The sequence below is a fragment of the Azovibrio restrictus DSM 23866 genome, from assembly GCF_000429665.1.
Lineage (GTDB): Bacteria > Pseudomonadota > Gammaproteobacteria > Burkholderiales > Rhodocyclaceae > Azovibrio > Azovibrio restrictus.
The window spans coordinates 1-19,044 of sequence record NZ_AUCH01000008.1; the positions used below are offsets into that span (position 1 = coordinate 1).

23 protein-coding genes are annotated in these 19,044 nt (G+C 63.7%); 12 read left to right on the forward strand and 11 right to left on the reverse strand.

Features of this window, described 5'->3' with window-relative positions:
- Positions 1-318: 318 nt before the first annotated feature.
- The 3 genes from G474_RS0109295 to G474_RS0109305 all read right to left on the reverse strand — a co-directional run bounded on the left by G474_RS0109295 (position 319) and on the right by G474_RS0109305 (position 2,481).
- Positions 319-690 (reverse strand): DUF6869 domain-containing protein, encoded by a 372-nt coding sequence (locus G474_RS0109295; RefSeq protein ID WP_026686724.1) that lies wholly within the window; start codon positions 688-690, stop codon positions 319-321.
- Positions 691-835: 145 nt separating this feature from the next.
- A complete protein-coding gene (locus G474_RS0109300; RefSeq protein ID WP_026686725.1) occupies positions 836-1,192 on the reverse strand; it encodes a hypothetical protein in 357 nt (118 codons plus the stop codon).
- A gap of 104 nt (positions 1,193-1,296) precedes the next feature.
- The gene (locus G474_RS0109305; RefSeq protein ID WP_026686726.1) at positions 1,297-2,481 is read right to left on the reverse strand and encodes a hypothetical protein; all 1,185 of its coding nucleotides are present in this window, start codon (positions 2,479-2,481) and stop codon (positions 1,297-1,299) included.
- A 333-nt stretch (positions 2,482-2,814) separates the two neighbouring features.
- On the opposite strand from G474_RS0109305, the gene G474_RS23915 reads away from it, so the two are divergent.
- The 3 genes from G474_RS23915 (at position 2,815) to G474_RS0109315 (ending at position 4,482) form a co-directional block, all read left to right on the forward strand.
- Entirely contained in the window at positions 2,815-3,546 is a 732-nt protein-coding gene (locus G474_RS23915; protein ID WP_211228091.1) for an integron integrase, read from the forward strand.
- Between the two features lie 25 nt (positions 3,547-3,571).
- On the forward strand, positions 3,572-3,781 hold the full coding sequence (locus tag G474_RS24580; protein WP_211228099.1) for a tyrosine-type recombinase/integrase: 210 nt from the start codon (positions 3,572-3,574) through the stop codon (positions 3,779-3,781).
- 161 nt (positions 3,782-3,942) lie between these two features.
- Entirely contained in the window at positions 3,943-4,482 is a 540-nt protein-coding gene (locus tag G474_RS0109315; RefSeq protein WP_026686727.1) for a GNAT family N-acetyltransferase, read from the forward strand.
- Between the two features lie 136 nt (positions 4,483-4,618).
- Here the strand turns inward: G474_RS0109315 and G474_RS23350 are convergent, their stop codons facing one another.
- Positions 4,619-4,789, reverse strand: coding sequence for a hypothetical protein (locus tag G474_RS23350; RefSeq protein ID WP_156919218.1), 171 nt, complete (start codon positions 4,787-4,789; stop codon positions 4,619-4,621).
- 179 nt (positions 4,790-4,968) lie between these two features.
- On the opposite strand from G474_RS23350, the gene G474_RS0109325 reads away from it, so the two are divergent.
- A complete protein-coding gene (locus G474_RS0109325; RefSeq protein WP_026686728.1) occupies positions 4,969-5,544 on the forward strand; it encodes a hypothetical protein in 576 nt (191 codons plus the stop codon).
- Here G474_RS0109325 and murB read toward each other — a convergent pair.
- Genes murB through G474_RS20320 form a run of 4 tightly spaced genes read right to left on the reverse strand, consistent with a single transcriptional unit; the run spans position 5,541 to position 8,409 of the window.
- Positions 5,541-6,575 (reverse strand): UDP-N-acetylmuramate dehydrogenase, encoded by a 1,035-nt coding sequence (gene murB / locus G474_RS0109330; protein WP_026686729.1) that lies wholly within the window; start codon positions 6,573-6,575, stop codon positions 5,541-5,543. The two genes, G474_RS0109325 and murB, sit on opposite strands and share 4 nt — an antisense overlap.
- 1 nt (position 6,576) lies before the next feature.
- Positions 6,577-7,017 carry a PACE efflux transporter gene (locus G474_RS0109335; RefSeq protein ID WP_026686730.1) on the reverse strand — a complete coding sequence of 147 codons (441 nt, stop codon included), beginning with the start codon at positions 7,015-7,017 and terminating at the stop codon, positions 6,577-6,579.
- A 57-nt stretch (positions 7,018-7,074) separates the two neighbouring features.
- Entirely contained in the window at positions 7,075-7,974 is a 900-nt protein-coding gene (locus G474_RS0109340; RefSeq protein WP_026686731.1) for a radical SAM protein, read from the reverse strand.
- A gap of 36 nt (positions 7,975-8,010) precedes the next feature.
- Positions 8,011-8,409, reverse strand: coding sequence for a hypothetical protein (locus G474_RS20320; protein WP_043463919.1), 399 nt, complete (start codon positions 8,407-8,409; stop codon positions 8,011-8,013).
- A gap of 354 nt (positions 8,410-8,763) precedes the next feature.
- Here G474_RS20320 and G474_RS0109350 point away from each other — a divergent pair, with 354 nt between their 5' ends.
- Genes G474_RS0109350 through G474_RS0109365 form a run of 4 tightly spaced genes read left to right on the forward strand, consistent with a single transcriptional unit; the run spans position 8,764 to position 12,189 of the window.
- Positions 8,764-9,357 carry a class I SAM-dependent methyltransferase gene (locus G474_RS0109350; RefSeq protein ID WP_211228092.1) on the forward strand — a complete coding sequence of 198 codons (594 nt, stop codon included), beginning with the start codon at positions 8,764-8,766 and terminating at the stop codon, positions 9,355-9,357.
- The gene (locus tag G474_RS0109355) at positions 9,354-10,361 is read left to right on the forward strand and encodes an LLM class flavin-dependent oxidoreductase (RefSeq protein WP_043463922.1); all 1,008 of its coding nucleotides are present in this window, start codon (positions 9,354-9,356) and stop codon (positions 10,359-10,361) included. Before G474_RS0109350 ends, G474_RS0109355 begins: the two co-directional genes overlap by 4 nt.
- Before the next feature lie 9 nt (positions 10,362-10,370).
- Positions 10,371-10,958 (forward strand): DOMON-like domain-containing protein, encoded by a 588-nt coding sequence (locus tag G474_RS0109360; RefSeq protein ID WP_051282190.1) that lies wholly within the window; start codon positions 10,371-10,373, stop codon positions 10,956-10,958.
- 22 nt (positions 10,959-10,980) lie between these two features.
- Positions 10,981-12,189, forward strand: a complete 1,209-nt coding sequence (locus G474_RS0109365; protein WP_026686735.1) for an exo-beta-N-acetylmuramidase NamZ family protein — start codon at positions 10,981-10,983, stop codon at positions 12,187-12,189.
- 268 nt (positions 12,190-12,457) lie between these two features.
- Here the strand turns inward: G474_RS0109365 and G474_RS0109370 are convergent, their stop codons facing one another.
- Positions 12,458-12,817, reverse strand: a complete 360-nt coding sequence (locus G474_RS0109370) for a hypothetical protein (RefSeq protein ID WP_043463925.1) — start codon at positions 12,815-12,817, stop codon at positions 12,458-12,460.
- 245 nt (positions 12,818-13,062) lie between these two features.
- Positions 13,063-14,022 carry an N-acetyl-gamma-glutamyl-phosphate reductase gene (gene argC / locus G474_RS0109375; RefSeq protein ID WP_026686737.1) on the reverse strand — a complete coding sequence of 320 codons (960 nt, stop codon included), beginning with the start codon at positions 14,020-14,022 and terminating at the stop codon, positions 13,063-13,065.
- Positions 14,023-14,169: 147 nt separating this feature from the next.
- Between argC and G474_RS0109380 the strand changes: the two genes are divergently transcribed.
- Positions 14,170-14,556 carry a DUF2721 domain-containing protein gene (locus G474_RS0109380; RefSeq protein WP_026686738.1) on the forward strand — a complete coding sequence of 129 codons (387 nt, stop codon included), beginning with the start codon at positions 14,170-14,172 and terminating at the stop codon, positions 14,554-14,556.
- Between the two features lie 236 nt (positions 14,557-14,792).
- The gene (locus G474_RS22065) at positions 14,793-16,409 is read left to right on the forward strand and encodes a methyl-accepting chemotaxis protein (protein WP_169729514.1); all 1,617 of its coding nucleotides are present in this window, start codon (positions 14,793-14,795) and stop codon (positions 16,407-16,409) included.
- A 93-nt stretch (positions 16,410-16,502) separates the two neighbouring features.
- On the opposite strand, the gene G474_RS0109390 is transcribed toward G474_RS22065, so the two are convergent.
- The gene (locus tag G474_RS0109390; RefSeq protein ID WP_026686740.1) at positions 16,503-17,426 is read right to left on the reverse strand and encodes a LysR family transcriptional regulator; all 924 of its coding nucleotides are present in this window, start codon (positions 17,424-17,426) and stop codon (positions 16,503-16,505) included.
- Positions 17,427-17,519: 93 nt separating this feature from the next.
- Between G474_RS0109390 and G474_RS0109395 the strand changes: the two genes are divergently transcribed.
- Entirely contained in the window at positions 17,520-18,116 is a 597-nt protein-coding gene (locus tag G474_RS0109395; protein WP_026686741.1) for an FMN-dependent NADH-azoreductase, read from the forward strand.
- 21 nt (positions 18,117-18,137) lie between these two features.
- Positions 18,138-19,013: a pirin family protein gene (locus G474_RS0109400; RefSeq protein ID WP_026686742.1), complete on the forward strand. Its 876-nt coding sequence runs from the start codon at positions 18,138-18,140 to the stop codon at positions 19,011-19,013.
- Positions 19,014-19,044 lie beyond the last annotated feature (31 nt).

Genomic DNA, 19,044 nt, shown 5'->3' on the forward strand with positions numbered 1-19,044 from the left:
AGAAACTGAGTCGTACCGCCTTTGCCATTGCCGGCTGAAAGGAAACCCCATGTTCCTGTTGTTTCCCCTCCCGCGTTTGCTTTGAGACTGATCGCCCATCATGGCTAAACGGATCGCACCGACACGGATTGACGCCGATAACTCTTCCGGCAGCTTGCCTGCCGCTTGTACCGATTGGCGCACCGTGAGCAGATTCCATGTCGGCACGGGTCATAGAGAACCCACACCAGATGCCGGATATACGACTGCATGCGCTTTCCAGCTGCCAAACCTATCGTTCAGTTTCCTTGATTTCCGGGGGAGTCCATATACGAATTGTTAGAGCTCACCTGTAGTTCCATGGTGTTTGATTAACAAAGCATTCCAAGGCGCTAGAGCAGGGCTATCGTCATCTACATTAACGCCCATAAGTGCTTTGCGCATTTTCTCAGACCTCTCGGCAATTTCAGCAATGGCTGGAACTGCTGTGGTGGGGAACCGGTAAACAAGGTCTTCCAAGGGGCCGGCGGCAATGCAATCTCTACTGAACGCCGTAGGTGCGGACTCGATCAACTTTTCCGTGATTCGCAAGCCGCTATTCAAATCATGGCACATTGAGTCCACCTCCTGCCATACCCAAAAGTCCTCATCAGCCCTGGTTTGCTGGAAGTGGTAGTAAGCGCGGATGATTTCTTCGTCCGTGAAGGGCATTTTTGAGCTCTAACGTGCTAGCTCAGGGGCGACCGGAGGCCGCAGGCCGGAGGGAACCGAGAAGCGCAGCTTCTCGGGCGTCCCCTGGAGCGGCGGGTTAGAGCCCGCTTGCCGGCAACCACGAACGGCGACAATGCAACCTCCATTAGTCTTCAAGTTGAAGCCCATGCTTTCCCTCGAATATCTTGCGAAGAGCATCACAAAGATTATCTCGTTCTGGCCCTTCAATGCCGAGGAGACCTATGGTGTAACTCGTGTGGCCGTCGAGGTGGGCCGCAAGCGACTTGTCTAGGATGACATTTAGTGTCGAGCCTCGCAGTTTCACCGAAAGGTCGCCAACCTTGTGGTTGATTTGGTCAAGAACCATCACTTCAATCTCGTCTTCCTCGGGGAATCTGGATAGTGAGAAGCAGTAGTTCCTCTCCCTGTCAAAGCAATAGACCAGCGCCATCTGGTATTGCTCGTCAAAGGCCGATGCTGACACGGTGGCATTGAGGTGCATGAAGGGCTCTAACGTCTGAATTCACCGGCCTGCGCGGCTTTTCGCGCAGGTCCGGTGGAATGATGGGTTGGGCATCGGGTGTTCATCTGCGTGGAGAGCCGTGACTACCAGTCCATGTCAGCTGCGCGATCGAACTCGCCCGAGAGATGGCGTACAAATTCCTCCATATCCTCGACCGAATTCATCGCCCGCGAGTAGGTGCCGTCGTGCACATAGGTAAGGATCAAAGGAAGCTCACTCTGCTGTATGTATCGCTCAGCAGGTGCTCGCCCGCCCGACCAGAGGTAAGCAATGAAATCCTCCATCGCTATGAAAGCGGCAGACGCATCAAAGCTCAGCCCGTGGCCCAGTTTGAACTTGCGACTGCCGACTTTGTGGGGAAGTAGAACAGGTACAGCACCCGCGCCCGAGTGGAAATAGAAGGCTTCGCCTTGCTTTCCAAAGGCACCATGAGCGACGTAGTTTCTCAATTCTTTGCGAAGTGAAACCAAGCGGTCGTAATGGGTCTTGGCGTTTGAATCGGCCAAGTCTAGAGCCGACTGAAACTTCACCGACCAGTCTGCTTCGGCCATTTCAGTTACCTCTGTTGCTGTCGATCTTCTCCCAGTCATGAGAGCAACGTGAATGAAGATGTGTTCCGTCCAGGCGAAGAATGCCTCGACCGCGGAAATAGCTAGCCAGTTACTTTCGGCAATCAGATGAAATGCAGGGAATGATGATTGCGTCCATGTTCCCCCACCGGGGGTCGTGCCTTGCGTTACGACACGCTCCGTCTTACGCCTCTCATACTCGTCGCGCTTGGCGTGGTAGGAGTCGCGCAAGAATTCGTATCTCCCATAAAGGGAAGAAGCGTTGTTGACCACGTTCACTTCCGACCGCGACACGGATTCGCCAGCTAGCCATTCAAAGAAGGGCTGTGCGGCACGGACAGCCTTTTGAATTCGGATAACAAGTTGGTGTGCCGCAGCCTCGTCGCGTTCTACGTCTTGTGCGAAGACGCCAAGACCCATCTTTCGATGTTCAATCAGAAATCCACGACCATTCCAATCGACCGCAACAGACCAAGCGGTCTTTTCCCACTTTCCGGCGTGAGGGAAGCCGAGCAAGTCTACAAGAAGGAAGTACACGAGGTAATACGGCGGCAAATCTCGGCCAGCGTTGGTCCGCCGTGCAAGAAATAGCGTCTTGGGATCGTGTTCCGTCGACGAATCGAGCGGCTTGAGAGGTTGAATAGCGCGTAGCGCCTTCTCTCGAATCGCCTCAAGTTCTGTCGGAAGTGGAGATTTCAAGGCCGCCTACGAGTCGCAGTGGTAGATGTCGATGCCCAACGTGAAGTGGACGGCATATTCGCCGTGTATGCTGGAATGCCGCCATCTATCCTGGACGACGTGTCAGTAGCGAAGGGCGGGCCAGAGTGGGCTTGGGCGGAGTTACCCCACATATTTCCCAGGATGGACGGCGCTTGAACATGGCGCCGTACCTGGATATCAGGCGTGGCCGCCGCATATGCCGGCTTCCTGCCGCATACGCTGGCGAACAGGGCTCTCTCAAAGTCTCTTGTCATGTCGGCAAAGATGGAATACTGTTTTTATATACAGTGGACATCGATCGGCAGGTACGGCATGGAACTGAATCAATCATCGACCTTGCTGGGGCGGGTTCGGGAAGTCATCCGCTACAAGCACTACAGCATAAGGACGGAGCGCTGTTATGTCGAGTGGGTGCGTCGGTTCGTGGCTTTTCATGGGCGGCGTCACCCCAGGGAGATGGGGGCTGATGAAGTCCGGGCGTTTCTCGGGCATCTGGCGGCGGATTTACAGGTGGCGGCGTCGACGCATCAGCAGGCTTTGTCGGCGCTGCTTTTTCTGTATCGCGATGTGCTCGGCGTCGATCTACCCTGGCTGACCAATCTGGATCGGCCAAAGAAGCCGAAGCGGACCCCCGTCGTGCTGTCGCGCGGCGAGGTCGAGCGCCTGCTGGCGGCGATGGACGGGACGCATGCGCTGATGGCCCGTCTTCTCTACGGGACCGGGATGCGTTTGATGGAATGCGTGCGGCTGCGGGTCAAGGATGTCGATTTCGAGCGCAGCGAGTTGACCGTGCGTCACGGCAAGGGCGGCAAGGATAGGCTGACGGTGTTGCCAAAGTCCTTGATGGCGTCTTTGCGGGCGCATCTGCTCCGGGTGCGTAATTTGTGGGAGCAGGATGCGGCAGCCGGACGGCCGGGGGTGGAAATGCCGGAGGCGCTGGCGCGCAAGTACCCCGCTGCGCCCAAATCCTGGGGCTGGTTCTGGGTGTTTCCGGCGCGCGAGTTGTCGACCGATCCGCATCGAGCGTCGTCACCATACGCATGAGCAGGCGCTGCAGCGGGCGATCAAGGTGGCGGTCAGGCTGGCGGGTATTGCCAAGCCGGCCACGACGCATACGCTGCGCCATTCCTTCGCTACCCACCTGCTGGAGTCGGGCTACGACATCCGTACCGTTCAGGAGCTCCTGGGTCACTCGGACGTGTCCACCACGATGATTTATACCCATGTGCTCAATCGCGGCGGGCGGGGGGTATTGTCGCCGCTGGATACGGTGCATTGATCCCGATTCCCCGCGCTCGGACGTTTAGTCACGCCGGTGTTCATGACTTCCGGATTGCCTCTAGTACCATGTCCGGGGCACGATACCCCGCCCATCAATCCGTCGGCCGCTAGGCGATAGAGCCGCGTAGCGCCATTGATTGCGAAAGGTAGACCACACAAATGGATCCTCTTCTTCCTGAACGTATTGAAACCACGCGGCTGATTTTGCGTCCGCCTGTGCCGCAAGATGCCGAGATCATTTTTGCCGCGTACTGCCAGGATCCTCTGGTTTGTCGCTACATGGTCTGGGTTCCCCATGCGTCTGTTGAAGTAACCCGCCAGTTCATCGGCTGGTGCATGGGCGCATGGGATAGCGGTTCTGTGTTTCCATACATGCTAGTCCGCAAGAGCGATGCTCAAGTCCTGGGGATGCTCGACGCCCGCGCCACGGACCATGGATTGAACATCGGCTATGTCCTGGCGCGGGAGCACTGGGGTCAGGGTCATGTGCCCGAGGCCGTTCGGGGGCTTGCTGAAATCGCGCTGTCGCGGCCAACGGTGTTTCGCATCGAAGCCACCTGCGATGTGGAAAACCATCCATCAGCCCGTGTTCTCGAGAAAAGCGGTTTTGTCAGGGAGGGTCGGCTCGCGCGCTATACGGTGCATCCCAACCTGTCACCCGAGCCGCGCGACTGCTGGATGTATGCGAGGCTGCGGTAACGGGGGCTCTACCTGGAAAACGGGGGGCGGCGAAGTCACCCTTCTGCTCGTATCCTGACCTGCCCCAAATGCAAGAGCCCGGAAGGCTTGCCTTTCCGGGCTCTTGGTTCTGGGCTGATCCGGCTTGATGGGAGGTTCAGGCCCCGAGGCTCTGGCGGATTTGCTGGCAGCGGCTCTTGAGCTGCAGCAGTTCTTCTATGCTTTGCCGCTGCTTCTGCTGGACGGCCTGGAGTTTGCGGGCTACCTGCCGGACGTTGTGGATGTAGTGGGAGAGGACGTCCTGGGGAATGGTGTTGTGGGTTTCCATGATCGCTGTTCCCGGGTGGGGGTTTTTCGTTTGGGACGGTTCCATTCTGAGAGCATGGAGGGGCTTGGGCTATCGGGGCGAAGCTGAATCAGGGGTAGGAATAACCCTACAACAAAGGTGGTAAAGGCCGTGAGGCGGCTTCGGGTATGCTGTTCCCGGTCATGTATTGATGGGTCGCCATGAAAAAGCATATCGACGAGCTGTTGCAGCGCATTCAGTCCCTGCAGGAGGAGCTGGAAGAGGAGTACCGCAAGCGGCGGGAGGACCTGGACGAGAAGCGGGCCCAGCTGGCGGAGGAGTTCCTGCGCACCCAGCGGCGCTACAAGATGGGGCTGTTCCGTTTCCTGGTGCGCAGCCGCTTCCTGGTGGTGCTGACGGCGCCGGTGATCTACGCCGGCTGGATTCCCTTCCTGCTGATGGATCTGTTCGTGACCCTGTACCAGTACATCTGCTTCCCCATTTACCGGATTCCCCGGGTGAAGCGTTCCGATTACGTGGTGCTGGACCGGGGCGAGCTGCCCTATCTGAACCTGGTGGAGAAGTTCAACTGTTTTTACTGCTCCTACGGCAACGGGGTGGCGGCTTATGTCCGGGAGGTGGCGGCGCGTACCGAGCAGTACTGGTGCCCGATCAAGCACGCCCGGCGTATCCGGGGGGCCCACGGGCGTTATCCCCAGTTCTTCGATTACGGTGATGCGGAGGCTTTCCGCCAGGGGGTGGAGCGCTTGCGCCGCCAGTACCGGGATGACGACTAGAGGAACACGGGTTCCGGGCTGAGGTTCACCCCGAAGCGGGCCAGCACGGCTTCGCGCACGGCCCGGGTCAGGGCCTGCACGTCGCGGCTTTTGGCACCGCCCCGGTTCACCAGTACCAGGGCCTGCTGCTCGTACATGCCTACCGGGCCCAGGTTGCGCCCCTTCCAGCCGGCCTGTTCGATGAGCCAGCCGGCGGCCAGCTTGACCTGGCCGTCGGGCTGGGGATAGCGGGGCAGGCTGGGATGGGCGCTGGCCAGGGCTGCGGCCAGTTCGGCGCTGACCAGGGGGTTCTGGAAGAAGCTGCCGCTGTTGGGCAGCACGGCCGGGTCCGGCAGTTTCTTCTGGCGGATGGTGATGACGGCCTGGGCCAGCTGCAGGGGCGTGGGGTTGTCTATGCCGCCGCGGGCCAGTTCGGCGGCCACTTCGCCGTAGCCGGTACGAGGCCGCCAGGCCTTGGGCAGGCGGAAGCAGACCCGGGTGATGGCGTAGCGGCCGGAGAGATGCCAGCCTTCCCGCTTGAACAGGCTGTCCCGGTAGGCGAAGGCGCAGTCGGCGGCGGAAAAGCGGATGCTCTTGCCGCTGTTCAGGTCCGTGGCTTCCAGGTGGTCGATGAGTTCTCCGGCTTCCAGGCCGTAGGCGCCGATGTTCTGGATCGGCGCAGCGCCGACGCTGCCGGGAATCAGGGAGAGGTTTTCCAGCCCCGGCCAGCCTTGGGCCAGGGTCCATTGCACGAAGTCGTGCCAGTTTTCTCCGGCGGCGGCGCTTACGTACCAGGCCTGGGGGTCTTCGCCCGCCAGTTGCCGGCCCGGGATGGCCATGGCGATCATCAGGCCGGGGAAGTCGCCGGTGAGCACCAGATTCGAGCCGCCGCCGAGCACGAAGCGGCGCCGGCCGGCCAGGTCCGGGTGACGGGCCAGTTCGGCCAGCTGTTCCGGCCGGGTGATGCGGGCGAGGAATTCCGCCCGGGCGGGCAGGGCCAGGGTGGTGCTGGAGCCCAGGTCGGCCTGGGTCTGGATGTAGTCGGGGAGCATGTCAGTCTGCCGCAGGGATGGGGAAGATCCGGTCATAGGCCAGGTTGAACAGGTAGGCGTAGCCGGCGTAGGTGAGGGCGAGGCCGATATCGGCCACCAGGGCGGTCCAGAAGTCCATGCCGGTCCAGGCCATGATCACCGGCAGGCTGAAGATCAACAGGCCGCCTTCGAAGCCCAGGGCGTGGGCGAGACGCAGCAGCTGGGGGCGCTGGTCGGCCCGGCGGCCGCTGAGGCGGCCTTCGAGCCAGTCGAAGGCGGTGCAGTAGGCGGCGTTCCAGAGGGCGGCGATCAGGGAGATGAAGGCCAGCAGCCCGGCGGATTCCAGCAGGGGCTCGCCGCTGGCCAGGGCGAACAGGGGGGTGATGAGGAACACGCCCACCAGTTCGAAGAGGATCACCTGGCGGATGCGGTCCGACAGGGAGCGCAGGGGAGGGGAATTCATGCAGCGGTAAAAACAGGCAAAGGTGGGAGTGTGGCAGAGAATGCGGGCCAGGTGGGCTCAAAGCCCCCGGGCCCAGGCGGGACGCAGGGGGGCGTGGGCCGGGTCGGCGATGGCGGCGCGCAGCTGGGCCAGCAGCTTGTCCTGGTCCGTGGGCAGGTTGCCGCGCAGGGAGAGCCAGTTGGAGGCGTGGTCGCTGCGGAAAACCGTGCGTTTCAATTCCAGGCGGCTGATGAAATGCTCCATCTCGGCCAGCAGGTCGGGAATGCCCAGGGGCTCCCATTCAGGAAAAGCAGCCCGGTAGCGGGCTTCACCCAGGGGAAAGCTCACCACCAGGGTGGCCAGGAATTCCGGCTGGGTGGCGTTCGCCAGTTCGGCCGAATGGGCTGCGTGGGCCTGGCTCAGGGCCCGGCCTCCCAGGCCGTTCAGGATCATCACCGAACGGCTGATGCCGGCTTGCCCCAGCTTTTCCAGGGCTTCCCGGGTGCTGGCGAAGGTCTCGCCCTTGCGCACCCGCTCCAGCACCTCGTCGTCACCGGATTCGGCGCCCACGTAGGCGAGCTTCAGGCCGGCCTCGGCCAGTTCCGCGAGTTCCGCCACGCTCTTCTTTTTCAGGTTGCGGGGCAGGCAGTAGCTGGATACCCGGTGCACCTGGGGCAGATGTTCCCGGATGGCGGCCAGGATGGTCAGCAGGCGCCGGGTGGGCAGCACCAGGGCATCCCCGTCGGCCAGGAACACCCGGCGGATGCCCGGGGCTCCCCGTTCTCCAAGACGGGCGAGGGCGGTGAGCACCTCGGCTTCGTCCCGGGCCCGGAAGCGTTTGCCCGGATCGGTGTACATCTCGCAGAAGGTGCACTGGTTCCAGGAGCAGCCGTCGGTGACGGGCAGGATCAGGGACTGGGCTTCACTGGGGGGGCGATAGACCGGCTCGACGTAGCGGATGGGGAGGTCGTACAGCATGGGAGCAGGGGGCCGCAGCCCCCGGTTCTGGGAGGGTTATTCGGCTTTCCAGCGCAGCACCAGACGCTGGCCGCCGCCGGGCTTCAGGCTCAGGGTCTTTTCCTGCTTCTGGCCAGCGAAGCTGGCTACCACCTTGTAGCGGCCCTTGGCGGTCACATTCACCTGGCCGATGGGGCCGCAGGCCTGTTCAGCCAGGGCTTCGCCCTTGATGGTTTCAATGCGGGTCTGGACGTCGGACATGTAATGGCCGTCGTGGGAGACGTACAGGATGGTGAGGGACTGCTGCTTGCTCTCGGAGAGCATCCGGGAGGATTCATCGGAGCCGATGCCGCCGCAGGTGAGGCTGGGGGAGGCGGGTGTTTCGCCCTGGGCCAGGGCGGTGAGGGGCAATGTCAGTGCCAGCAGGGATGCGGCCAGGAGCTTGTTGGGGGTCATGGACATCCTCCTTTTGTATGAGAAGAGTGCCTATGGTAGCTGAAAGCCCGTGCCGGGACGTGTAGTGCGCGTGACGCCTTGTCCGGGAAACGGGAGCGGTCCGGGGGGTTGTGGGAAATCTCACACCAATATGTATGGATGTATACATCGAATGAGAGCGGTCTGGCCCGGGCGGCAGGCGCAATATCATGAATTGATTGTATTTGTTCATGATGTTGGGGAATTCGTTATGTTGGCATGCATATTGTGAGGAGGGTGTGGACGGCAGGGCCCCGGCGTGGGTGCGCCCCTGCGGGTGATGGAGGGAAGGTAGCGATGTTTACGATGGATGCCAGGGCGTTCAATGAGAAGGTGATGAAGGATCTGTTCCGCAAGATCTATCCGGTCATTGCCGAGCAGGTTCTCGCCCATACGGGGGTGCGGCAGGGGCAGGGCATGGACCTGGGGGGCGGCCCGGGGATGCTGGCAGTGGCTTTGGCCCAGCGCAGCCAATTGCGTTTGAGCGTGGTGGATCCCCTGGAGGATTGTGTGCAACTAGCCCGGGAAAACATTGCCGAGCATGGTGTGCAGGCCCAGGTCGAGGCGACCCTGGGCCGGGCCGAGCAGCTGGATTTCCCCGAGGCTTGCATGGACCTGGTGGTGAGCCGGGGCTCCATCTATTTCTGGGAGGATCAGCAGGCGGGCCTGCGGGAGGTCTGGCGGGTGCTGCGCCCCGGCGGCTGGGCCTATATCGGTGGTGGCTTCGGCACCCGGCTCCTGCGCGAGGAGATCATGGCCCTCAAGGCCGGGGACGAGGAGTGGCTGGGGGCCATGCGCGAGCGGGGGCGCCGGAATCCCCCCGAGCATTTCCAGCGCTTGCTTGACGCAGCCGGTATTGTCGGAGAAGTGCTGCAGCAGGAGGCCGGTATCTGGATCACTTTCCGCAAGCCGGGAGAGGGGACCCCATGAAGCGCTTCGCCCTGTTCGCCAATTTCGAGAATCCCATGGGAGATACCCGGCGGGCCCTGCTGGAGTCCGTTCATACCGTCTGCCATGCCGAGGCCCTGGGCTATGAGGAGGTGTGGCTCACCGAGCACCACTTCAACCCTTTCAGCGTCAGCGCCGCCCTGTTTTCCCTGCTCTCCTATCTGGCGGCGCGGACCCGCAGCATAGGGCTCGGGGCCGGTGCCCTGCTGCTGCCTTTCCATGAGCCGTTCCGGGTGGCGGAGGAAATTGCCACCCTGGATGCCCTGTCGGGCGGGCGCCTGCTGCTGGGCATAGGGCGGGGCGGGCCGTTTCCGGAGCAGTTCCGTCACTTCGGCGTCAGTCACGACGAAAGCCGGGCCCGGATGTTCGAGGGCATGGCGGTGCTGGAAAAGCTCCTGGAGGGAACCCAGGTGCGGTACCAGGGGACATTCCATCACTACGAGGATCTGTCCGTTTATCCCCGCCCCATGCGCCCAGGGTTGCCGCCGATCTGGCTGGCCAGCATGAGCGATGCGGGGGTGGAGCTGGCCGCCCGCCGGGGTTATGGCCTGATGGCGCCTTCGGCGGCACCTGCCAGCCGGATCGCCGCCGTGATGGAACGCTGGCGCGCCCTGGGCGGCAACCCGGAGCGTCCCCTGGTGCTGGCCCGCTATCTTTCCTGCCATGAGGACGGCCGGCGCGCCCGGGAGGACGCCATGCCCTTCATCCGGGATTTTGGCAGCAACATGCGTGCAGCCATCAAGGGCATTGCCTCGGCCGCGCCGGTACAGCCCTTTTCCCAGCCCGAGTCCGCATTTGCCGAGGCCCAGATCCTGGCCAATGCCATCGTCGGGGACCCGGCTGCCTGTGTCGAACAATGCCTGGCCCTGAAGGCGGTGGTGGGGGACTGCGTGCTGCTGCTCAAGCCGGCTTCCTACGACCCGGAAATCAACCGCCGCTCCCTCACCCTGTTTGCCGAGCAGGTCCGGCCACGCCTGACATCCTGAGGCGGTAAAATGCCCGCTTTGTCTGCGGGCGAGGCCGACTGCCTGCGCCGGATGGTCATGGATACCTTTGCTGTCTCCCTCCAGTGTCACCCCCAGTTTCCGGCGGTCGGGATCGAGTCGCTCCAAGTCCAGGGGCGTCTGGCCAATGGCTTGCACCTGGAGTATCGGCTCGAGGGGGATCTGGGCTCCCTGCGCCTGCCCCGGCCGGGCCAGCAACTGGAGCCGGACCAGCTCTGGGCCCATAGCTGTTGCGAGCTGTTCCTGGCCCGTGACGGGGAGCGGGCTTATCGGGAGTACAACTTTTCCCCTTCGGGCCAGTGGGCCGGTTATGGCTTCAGCGATTACCGGGAGCGGATGGGCGGGCTGCGTCTGCCGGCGCCGGAGATGCGCTGGCGCCAGGATGCCCGCTGCCTGTCCCTGGATGTGGACCTGCCCATGGCGGCCCTGCCCCCCGGAGATGATGAGCTGTGTCTGGCCTTGACCATGGTGCTGCAGCTGGCCGATGGCAGCCTTTCTTACTGGGCCCTGCAGCATCCCCCTGGCCGACCGGATTTTCATCACCGGGCCGGTTTTTCCCTGCGCCCGGGACCCGGCTGAACCCCTTTTTTCCTGGATTGCCATGACCCTTTTCGGACTTGATCGATTCCTCGCCGATCCCCAATTGCGCCGGCCCCTGGCCGGCAAGCGGGTGGCCCTCCTGGCCCATCCGGCTTCCGTGACCCGGGATCTGACCCATTCCCTGGATGCCCTGGCCGCCCTGCCCGACATCCGCCTCAGTGCCGCCTTTGGTCCCCAGCACGGCCTGCGGGGGGACAAGCAGGACAACATGGTGGAATCCCCGGATTTCCTGGATCCCCGGCATGGCATCCCGATCTTCAGCCTGTACGGGGAAGTGCGTCGGCCCACGGACGCCATGATGCAGAGCTTCGATGTGCTGCTGGTGGATCTGCAGGACCTGGGCTGCCGCATCTACACCTTCATCACGACCCTGCGTTACGTGCTCGAAGCTGCGGCACAACATGGCAAGTCGGTCTGGGTGCTGGACCGCCCCAATCCCGCTGGCCGGCCGGTGGAGGGCCTGAGCCTGCGCCCTGGCTGGGAAAGCTTCGTGGGGGCGGGTCCCATGCCCATGCGCCATGGACTCACCATGGGCGAGCTGGCCCGCTGGTTCATCGCCACCCTGAAGCTGGATGTGGATTGCCAGGTGATTCCCATGGAGGGCTGGCAGCCCGATGACGCCCCCGGGTACGGCTGGCCCCTGGGAGAGCGCAGCTGGGTGAATCCTAGCCCCAATGCCCCCAATCTTTCCATGGCCCGGGCCTATGCCGGCACCGTGATGCTGGAGGGCACCACCCTTTCCGAAGGCCGGGGCACCACCCGGCCCCTGGAACTGTTCGGGGCCCCGGACATCGATGCCCGGGCCATCATCCGGGAAATGCAGGCCCTGGCTCCGGCCTGGCTGCGGGGCTGCATCCTGCGCGAGGTCTGGTTCGAACCCACCTTCCACAAGCACGGGGGCAAGCTCTGCAACGGGGTGCAGTTTCACGTGGAACAAAGCGACGGCTACGACCACCAGGCCTTCAAGCCCTGGCGCCTGCAGGCCCTGGCCTTCAAGGCCCTGCGCCGGCTGCAGCCTGACTACCCCCTCTGGCGGGAGTTCGCCTATGAGTACGAATTCGAGCGGCTGGCCATAGACCTGATCAACGGCAGTCCGCTGCTAAGGGAATGGGTGGATGATCCGGCGGCGGCAGCGGCCGATCTGGAGGCCCTGGCCCTTCCCGACGAGCAGGCCTGGGAGGCCCAGCGCCGGGAGTTCCTGCTGTATTGATCCTAAAAACCTCACCACAGAGACACAAAGACACAGAGAAGTTCAAAAAAACAATGGCTTGCATTATCTTCTGCGCTCACCTAGAAAGTGACCTGGCCTTCCAGGGCAAGTCTTTGTTTTTCCTCGGCGTCTCTGTGCCTCTGTGGTTTAACTGAGGTTTTAAGGTTGAACAGTAACAGGGCAGGGGAGCGGAGGCTTTCCTGCCCCGGGCTAGGGCTGTTGCCAGCGAGGGAGGACCGGAGGGGGATGGCGCCGGTCCGCTGGGGAATCACCAGAACTCGATGGGATCGTCGAAGTCGTCGCAGAAATCAAACTTGGAAGGGTCGCTGGTGCTGCCGTCGGCGAACTTGGCCCGGATCCACTGCTTGCAGTTTTCATCGTCGGTGCTGGGGTCCCAGATCAGCTTGACTTTCTGACCCGGGCTGATGCCCCGGCCGATGTCGAAGTCGCCCCAGTTCTTCCGGTTTTCCGAGACCTGGAGTTTGACGATCCGGGAGTCGGCCCGGTTTTTCACGTAGAAATAGAGGTTCTCTTCCGCCTGGGCCGGGGAAAAGGCCGCCAGGGCCAGGGTGGCGCTGACGAGGCTGGCCACGAGGCCGGAACGCAGGATGCTGGAGGGCTTGCTCATGGGTGTCGCTCCTTCAAGGTTGCCGCGGCTCCGGAAAGCCCGGCGGAATGATGAAATTGCGCATCGGGCTCCGTACCCTGGGGGCGTCTCCTGAAAGCCGGGACGCAGGGGCAGGCATCAATCTGGCCGCATTTCCTTCCCCTGGTAAGCGTTTCCGGATCATCGGGCTCCAGCGATGGCTCGCTTGAGTAACAAAAAACGGGACCAGGGTTCCCCGGTCCCGTCAATTTTCCCTCTCCCTGAATTCAGAGGGCCAGGCCGGTCGCCTCGTCCACCCCCAGCATCAGGTTCATGCACTGGATGGCGGCGCCGGAGGCGCCCTTGCCCAGGTTGTCGAAGCGGGAGGCCACCAGAATCTGCTCGCCGTGGCCGAAGACGAAAATCTCGGCCCGGTTGGTGTCGTTGCAGGCGGTGGCCGGCAGGAAGCCGTTGTCCAGCACCGGGGCGGCATCCAGGGGCATCACCTGCACGAACACTTCGCCGGCGTAGTACTCGCTGTAGAAGGCCTGCAGGTCGGCCGGGATGACCTTCTTGCCGAGCATCCGGGGCAGCAGGGGCACCGCCACCACCATGCCCTGGGCGAAGTTGCCGACGATGGGGGTGAACAGGGGCTGGTGCGCCAGGCCGGTCTGCATCTGCATTTCCGGCAGGTGCTTGTGGGTGAGGCCGAGGGCGTAGAAGCGCGGGCTCTTCATGGCGTCCGGCAGGCTGGCGGGCTCCTCGTAGCTGGCGATCATTTCCTTGCCGCCGCCGCTGTAGCCGGTGATGGAGTAGGTGCTGACCGGGTAGTCCTTGGGCACGATGCCGCCGGCCACCAGGGGGGCCATGAGCATGATGAAGCCGCTGGCGTGGCAGCCGGGCACGGCCACCTTCTGGGCCTGGGCGACGCGCTGGCGCTGGCCGCCGTTGAGTTCGGGCAGACCGTACACCCAGTCCGGGTTGGTGCGGTGGGCGGTGGAGGCGTCGAGGAAGCGGGTCCTGGTGTTGCCCGGGGCCAGCAGGGCCACGGATTCCCGGGAGGCGGCATCGGGCAGGCAGAGGAAGACCACGTCGGCGCTGTTGATGTACTCGGCCTTGACCGCCGGGTCCTTGCGCTTCTCTTCAGGGATGGTGAGGATTTCGATTTCCGGGCGGATGGAGAGCCGCTCGTCGATCTTGAGACCGGTGGTGCCGTGGCGGCCGTCGATGAATACCTTGAAAGTCATGGATGCTCCGGGAAGGCGCGTTACGTAAAGCCGTATTGTAGGGGTGTTGGGGGGATTTCTTGATGACGGATTTACGTTCCCGGATGGGAGGCCGGGAGGGGATAGAATCCGGATATCGGCTGCACGGCCTTTCATTGTTTCCGCCCCATGGACCTGACTACTCCCGCCCTGCTGTTTCCTGCCATTTCCCTCTTGCTGCTGGCCTATACCAACCGCTTCCTGACCCTGGCCCAGGTGATCCGGCAACTCCATGCTTCCGCCGATCCCGGGGCCGCCCTGGTGCAGCGCCAGATCCCCGGCCTCAAGCGACGCATCATCCTGATCCAGTACATGCAGGGTTTCGGGGTGCTCAGCTTCCTGCTCTGCGCCCTCTCCATGTTCGCCCTGTTCGTGCATGGGGAAACGCCGGGCAAGTTCCTGTTCGGCTGCAGCATCCTGGTCCTGGCCCTGTCCCTGATCCTGTCCCTGGTGGAGGTGCTGATTTCCACCAACGCCCTGGCCGTGGTGGTGGAGGATCTGGAACAGCCCAGGTGAATAATATGGGTACAATCAAGCTGAATTCCTTAGCACAGAGGCACTGAGGCACTGAGGCACTGAGAAAGGAAGGCTTTATCCGCTTGTCTTGTACAACCCCAAAGCTGTGGCAGTGGGGTGATACAAGGAGCGCGAGGGCTGGCTTTTGTATGCTCCGGGGCTCAAATGAGGCTTTAAGGATCAATCAACCTGCCCGTAGGGCCATGGAGGCCGGGAGGCCTACACCAGAGGAATTGATGATGACCATTTCACGCAAACTTGTCCTGGCGATCCTGACCTTTCTTGGCCTGATCGCCACCACGGGCATCGTGGCCCTGGTCCAGCTTGATCATGTGAGCCAGATCGCGGGGCGCATGGGCGAGCAGGAGCTGCCTTCGGTGCGCTATTCGGGGGCCATGCGGGCCGAGCTCATCGACTTCCGCAACCGCGAGACCCAGCTTCTGGTGGTGCGTTCCGCTGCCGAAATCGACGAAACCCTGGGGCGGCAGCAGAAGAATGCCGACGATCTGCGCAAGTTCCTGGCGGAGTACGAGAAGCTCATCACCCGGGAGTCCCAGCGGCAGTTAATCGCCGAATACCGGCAGCAGCTGGACGCCTACATGAAAACCCATGACCGGCTGGTGGAACTGGTCCGGGCCGGAAACATGGAGGCGGCCCTGGCCTATTTCCGCGCCGAGCAGCGCCAGGCTTTCCGGACCCTGCTGCCGGTGGTGGACCGGATTGTCGAGGATGGGGTGAGCAGCAGTGATCAGCTGCGCAGCGAGGCCCTTTCGGTGCAGCACATGGCCCGGGTTGGCCTGCTCCTGGCCCTGGTGCTGTCGGTGCTGCTGGGCCTGGGCATGGGGCTGCTGCTTTACCGGGCCGTGGTGCCTCCCCTGCGGCAGATGCGCGATGGCATGCAGCAGATTGTCGAGACCCGGGACTTCACCCGCCCCATCATCCTGAAGGGGCACGACGAGGTGGCGGAAACCGCGGCGGCGGTGAACCGGCTCAGTGCCGCCATGGGCGACACCTTGCGGGAGTTCCTGGGCGCCATCCAGCAGGTTTCGGACATGGCGGCTCGTCTGGCGGTGGCAGCCCGGCAGGTCTCGGGCAGTTCCGCCGAGCAGTCGGAAACGGCCTCTGCCATGGCGGCTTCGGTGGAACAGCTGACGGTCAGCATCAACCAGGTGGCGGACAATGCCCAGAGTCTGGCCAGCGCGGCCCGGGATTCGGATGGGGCCGCCGTCGAAGGGGGGGAGGTAATGGTCAGCACCATCAACCAGATCCGCGAGATCGGCGGCCGTATCCAGGAAACCGCCCAGTCCATCGAGGCCCTGGGCAGCGCTTCCCGGGAAATCACCTCCATCGTGCAGGTGATCCGGGAGGTGGCCGACCAGACCAATCTGCTGGCCCTCAACGCCGCCATCGAGGCTGCTCGGGCCGGGGAGCAGGGCCGGGGCTTTGCCGTGGTGGCCGACGAGGTGAGGAAGTTGGCGGAACGTACCGCCCTGGCCACTCAGGATATTTCCGCCAAGATTGACGCCATCCAGCGGGGTTCCGACGGCGCCGGCGTGCAGATGCAGCAGTCGGTGGCACAGGTGGCCACGGGCATGTCCGGGGTGGATGACGCTGTGGCGGCGGTGGGCCGGATCAAGGCCGGCGTGGCGCGGGTGGAGTCGGATGTGGAAGCCATCTCCGATGCGCTCCGGGAGCAGGGCATTGCCAGTAACGAGATTGCCGGCCGGGTGGAAAAGGTGGCCCAGATCAGCGAGGCCAATTGCCGCAGTGCCGAGGAGGCCGCCGAGTTGTCCCGGGAACTGGCCAGCCTCACCGAGCGCCTGCGCGCCACCGCTTCCCTCTACCGGGTCTGAGTTTTTCCGGGGGCCCGGCCGCATCGGCGGGGGTCCCCGGTGCCAAAGCCTGAGTTCTTCCCTTCTTCCCCGGCTTGGGCCGGTACCAGGATTTCAGCTCCGGATGCCGGGGGAAGATTCCAGGTGGGCCGCTGCGGTTTCCAGCATTTCGAGAAAGGCCCGGGTCTTGGCCGGCAGCAGGCGGCGGCCGGGGTAGACGGCCCAGGCCGTGGGGGAGGGCAGTTGCCAGCCGGGCAGCACCCGGCGCAGCTCGCCCCGCCGCAGGGCCGGGCTGGCCAGGGCGTCGGGCACGGCAGCGATGCCGGCGCCGGCCCGGGCCAGGTGGATCAGGGTTTCCGGGGAGTTGGCGGCAATGCGCCCGGGTGGCCGTCCTTCCCAGCTCTGGGCCTGGTTGGTCAGCCGCCAGCCCGGGTATTCCCCATCCCGGCGCAGTAGATACAGGGCTTCATGGGTCATCAGGGCGTCCGGTGTTGGCGGATCGCCCCGTTCTGCCAGATAGGCCGGGGCGGCGTAGAGGCTGACGCTGAAGCAGGCCAGACGCCGCGCCACCAGCAGATTGTCGTCGGGCAGCTCGCCCATGCGCACGGCCAGATCGAAGTTCTCCCCGAGCAGGTCCACCCGCCGGGGCGACAGGTCCAGTTCCAGTTGCACCCCCGGATGCAGGGCCGCAAAGGCGGCCAGGCTGTCCGCCAGCAGCAGGTTGGCGATGTCGCTGGGCATGGAGACCCGCAGCCGTCCCGTGGGGCGGGCCTGCCGGTGTTCGCTCAGGGCGGCCACGGCATCCACCTCGGCGGCCACCTGGAGCGCGTGCTGCAGCAGGTGCTCGCCGAATTCCGTGAGCCGCAGGCGCCGGGTGGTGCGCAGCATCAAGCGCTCCCCCAGGCGTTCTTCCAGCTGGGTGATGCGGCGGGAAACGGTGGAGCGGGGCAGGGCAAGCTGGTCGGCGGCGCGGCTGAAACTGCCCAGGCTGGCTACCCGGGCGAAGATGAGCAGGTCGTTGGCGTCTAACTGTTCCATCGTTGCACCAATCTTATCCATTTCATGGGCTTCTGTAGCGCAGTGCTGACGAATAAAGTGAGGCCGTACCCACTTTTATCAGGAGTCATCGCCATGAACATTCTGCAAGTCAATGCCAGCGCCCGTCGGGACGGTCAATCCACCCATCTGGCCAACAGCATCGTGGAGCGGCTGCGGGCCCGCCATCCGGAAGCCCGGCTGACCCGGCGGGACCTGGCTGTCCAGCCTCATCCCCTGCTCGACGAGGCTGCCCTGGGGGCCCTGTTCACCCCGGCCGAACAACGCACCCCGGAGCAGGCTGCCCGGGTGGCCCTGGATGATGCCCTGATTGCCGAAATCCAGGCCGCCGATCTGGTGGTGCTGGGGGTGCCCATGTACAACTTCGGGGTGTCGGTGCAGTTCAAGAGCTGGATCGACGCCATTTCCCGGGCCCGGGTCACCTTCCAGTACACGGAGAATGGCCCCGAGGGGCTGCTCCGGGGCAAGACCGTCTATGTGGCCCTGGCCGCCGGGGGCATGCATAAGGACAGTGACCGGGACAGCATCGTGCCCTTCCTGAAGACCATCCTGGGTTTTCTCGGAATGAGCGATGTGCGCTTCATCCATGCCGAAGGTCTGGCCATGGGTGAGGCAGCCGTGCAGCAGGCGTTTGCCCGGGCCGAGCAGGACATCGAGGCCGCCCTGGCCTGAAACTGGAAAAAGGAGTCAGCCATGAATGCCATTGCTCTCAAGGAAGAACGGGTCACCTTCAGCCGCCGCCTGGAACAGCGGGTCAGCGGCAGGGAGACTGCCGATGGAGCCGGGGTCCGTCTGACCCGGGTCCTGGGCCAGGCCCTGCAGCGGCGCCTGGACCCTTACCTGATGCTGGACGCCTTCGGCAGCGACAAGCCCGACGACTACATCGCCGGCTTTCCCGACCATCCGCACCGGGGCTTCGAGACGGTGACCTACATGATCAGCGGCCGCATGCGACACCGGGACAGCGCTGGTCACGAAGGTCTGCTGGAAAACGGTGGTGTCCAGTGGATGACGGCGGGGCGGGGCATCATCCATTCGGAGATTCCCGAGCAGGAGGAAGGGCGCATGGAAGGCTTTCAGCTCTGGCTCAACCTGCCGGCCCGGGACAAGCTGGCGGCACCCTGGTACCAGGATTTCCCGGCCGCCAGCCTGCCGCGCTTCAGCACGGCCCAGGGGGTGGAAGTGACGGTGATCGCCGGCTCCAGCCACGGGGTGGATGGCGTGGTGCGGCGCGAAGCCACGGCGCCCCTGTATCTGGATCTGCATCTGCCGCCGGGGGCCGGGTTCTCCCAGTCCCTGCCCGCCGGTCACAATGCCTTCCTCTATGTCTACCGGGGGACGGTGACGGTGGCCGGAGAGGAACTGCCTGTCCGGCATATGGGCATACTGGGCGCCGGGGACGAGGCCGACGGGGTTTCCCTGCAGGCGGGTGCGGCAGGCGCCCGGGTGCTGCTGGTGGCCGGCCAGCCCCTGGGCGAGCCCATCGCCCAGTACGGGCCCTTCGTGATGAACACCGAGCAGGAGATCTACCAGACCCTGCAGGATTATCGGGAAGGGCGGCTGGCCTGAAAGCCAGCGTCCTGATGTGCCAGGGCCCCGT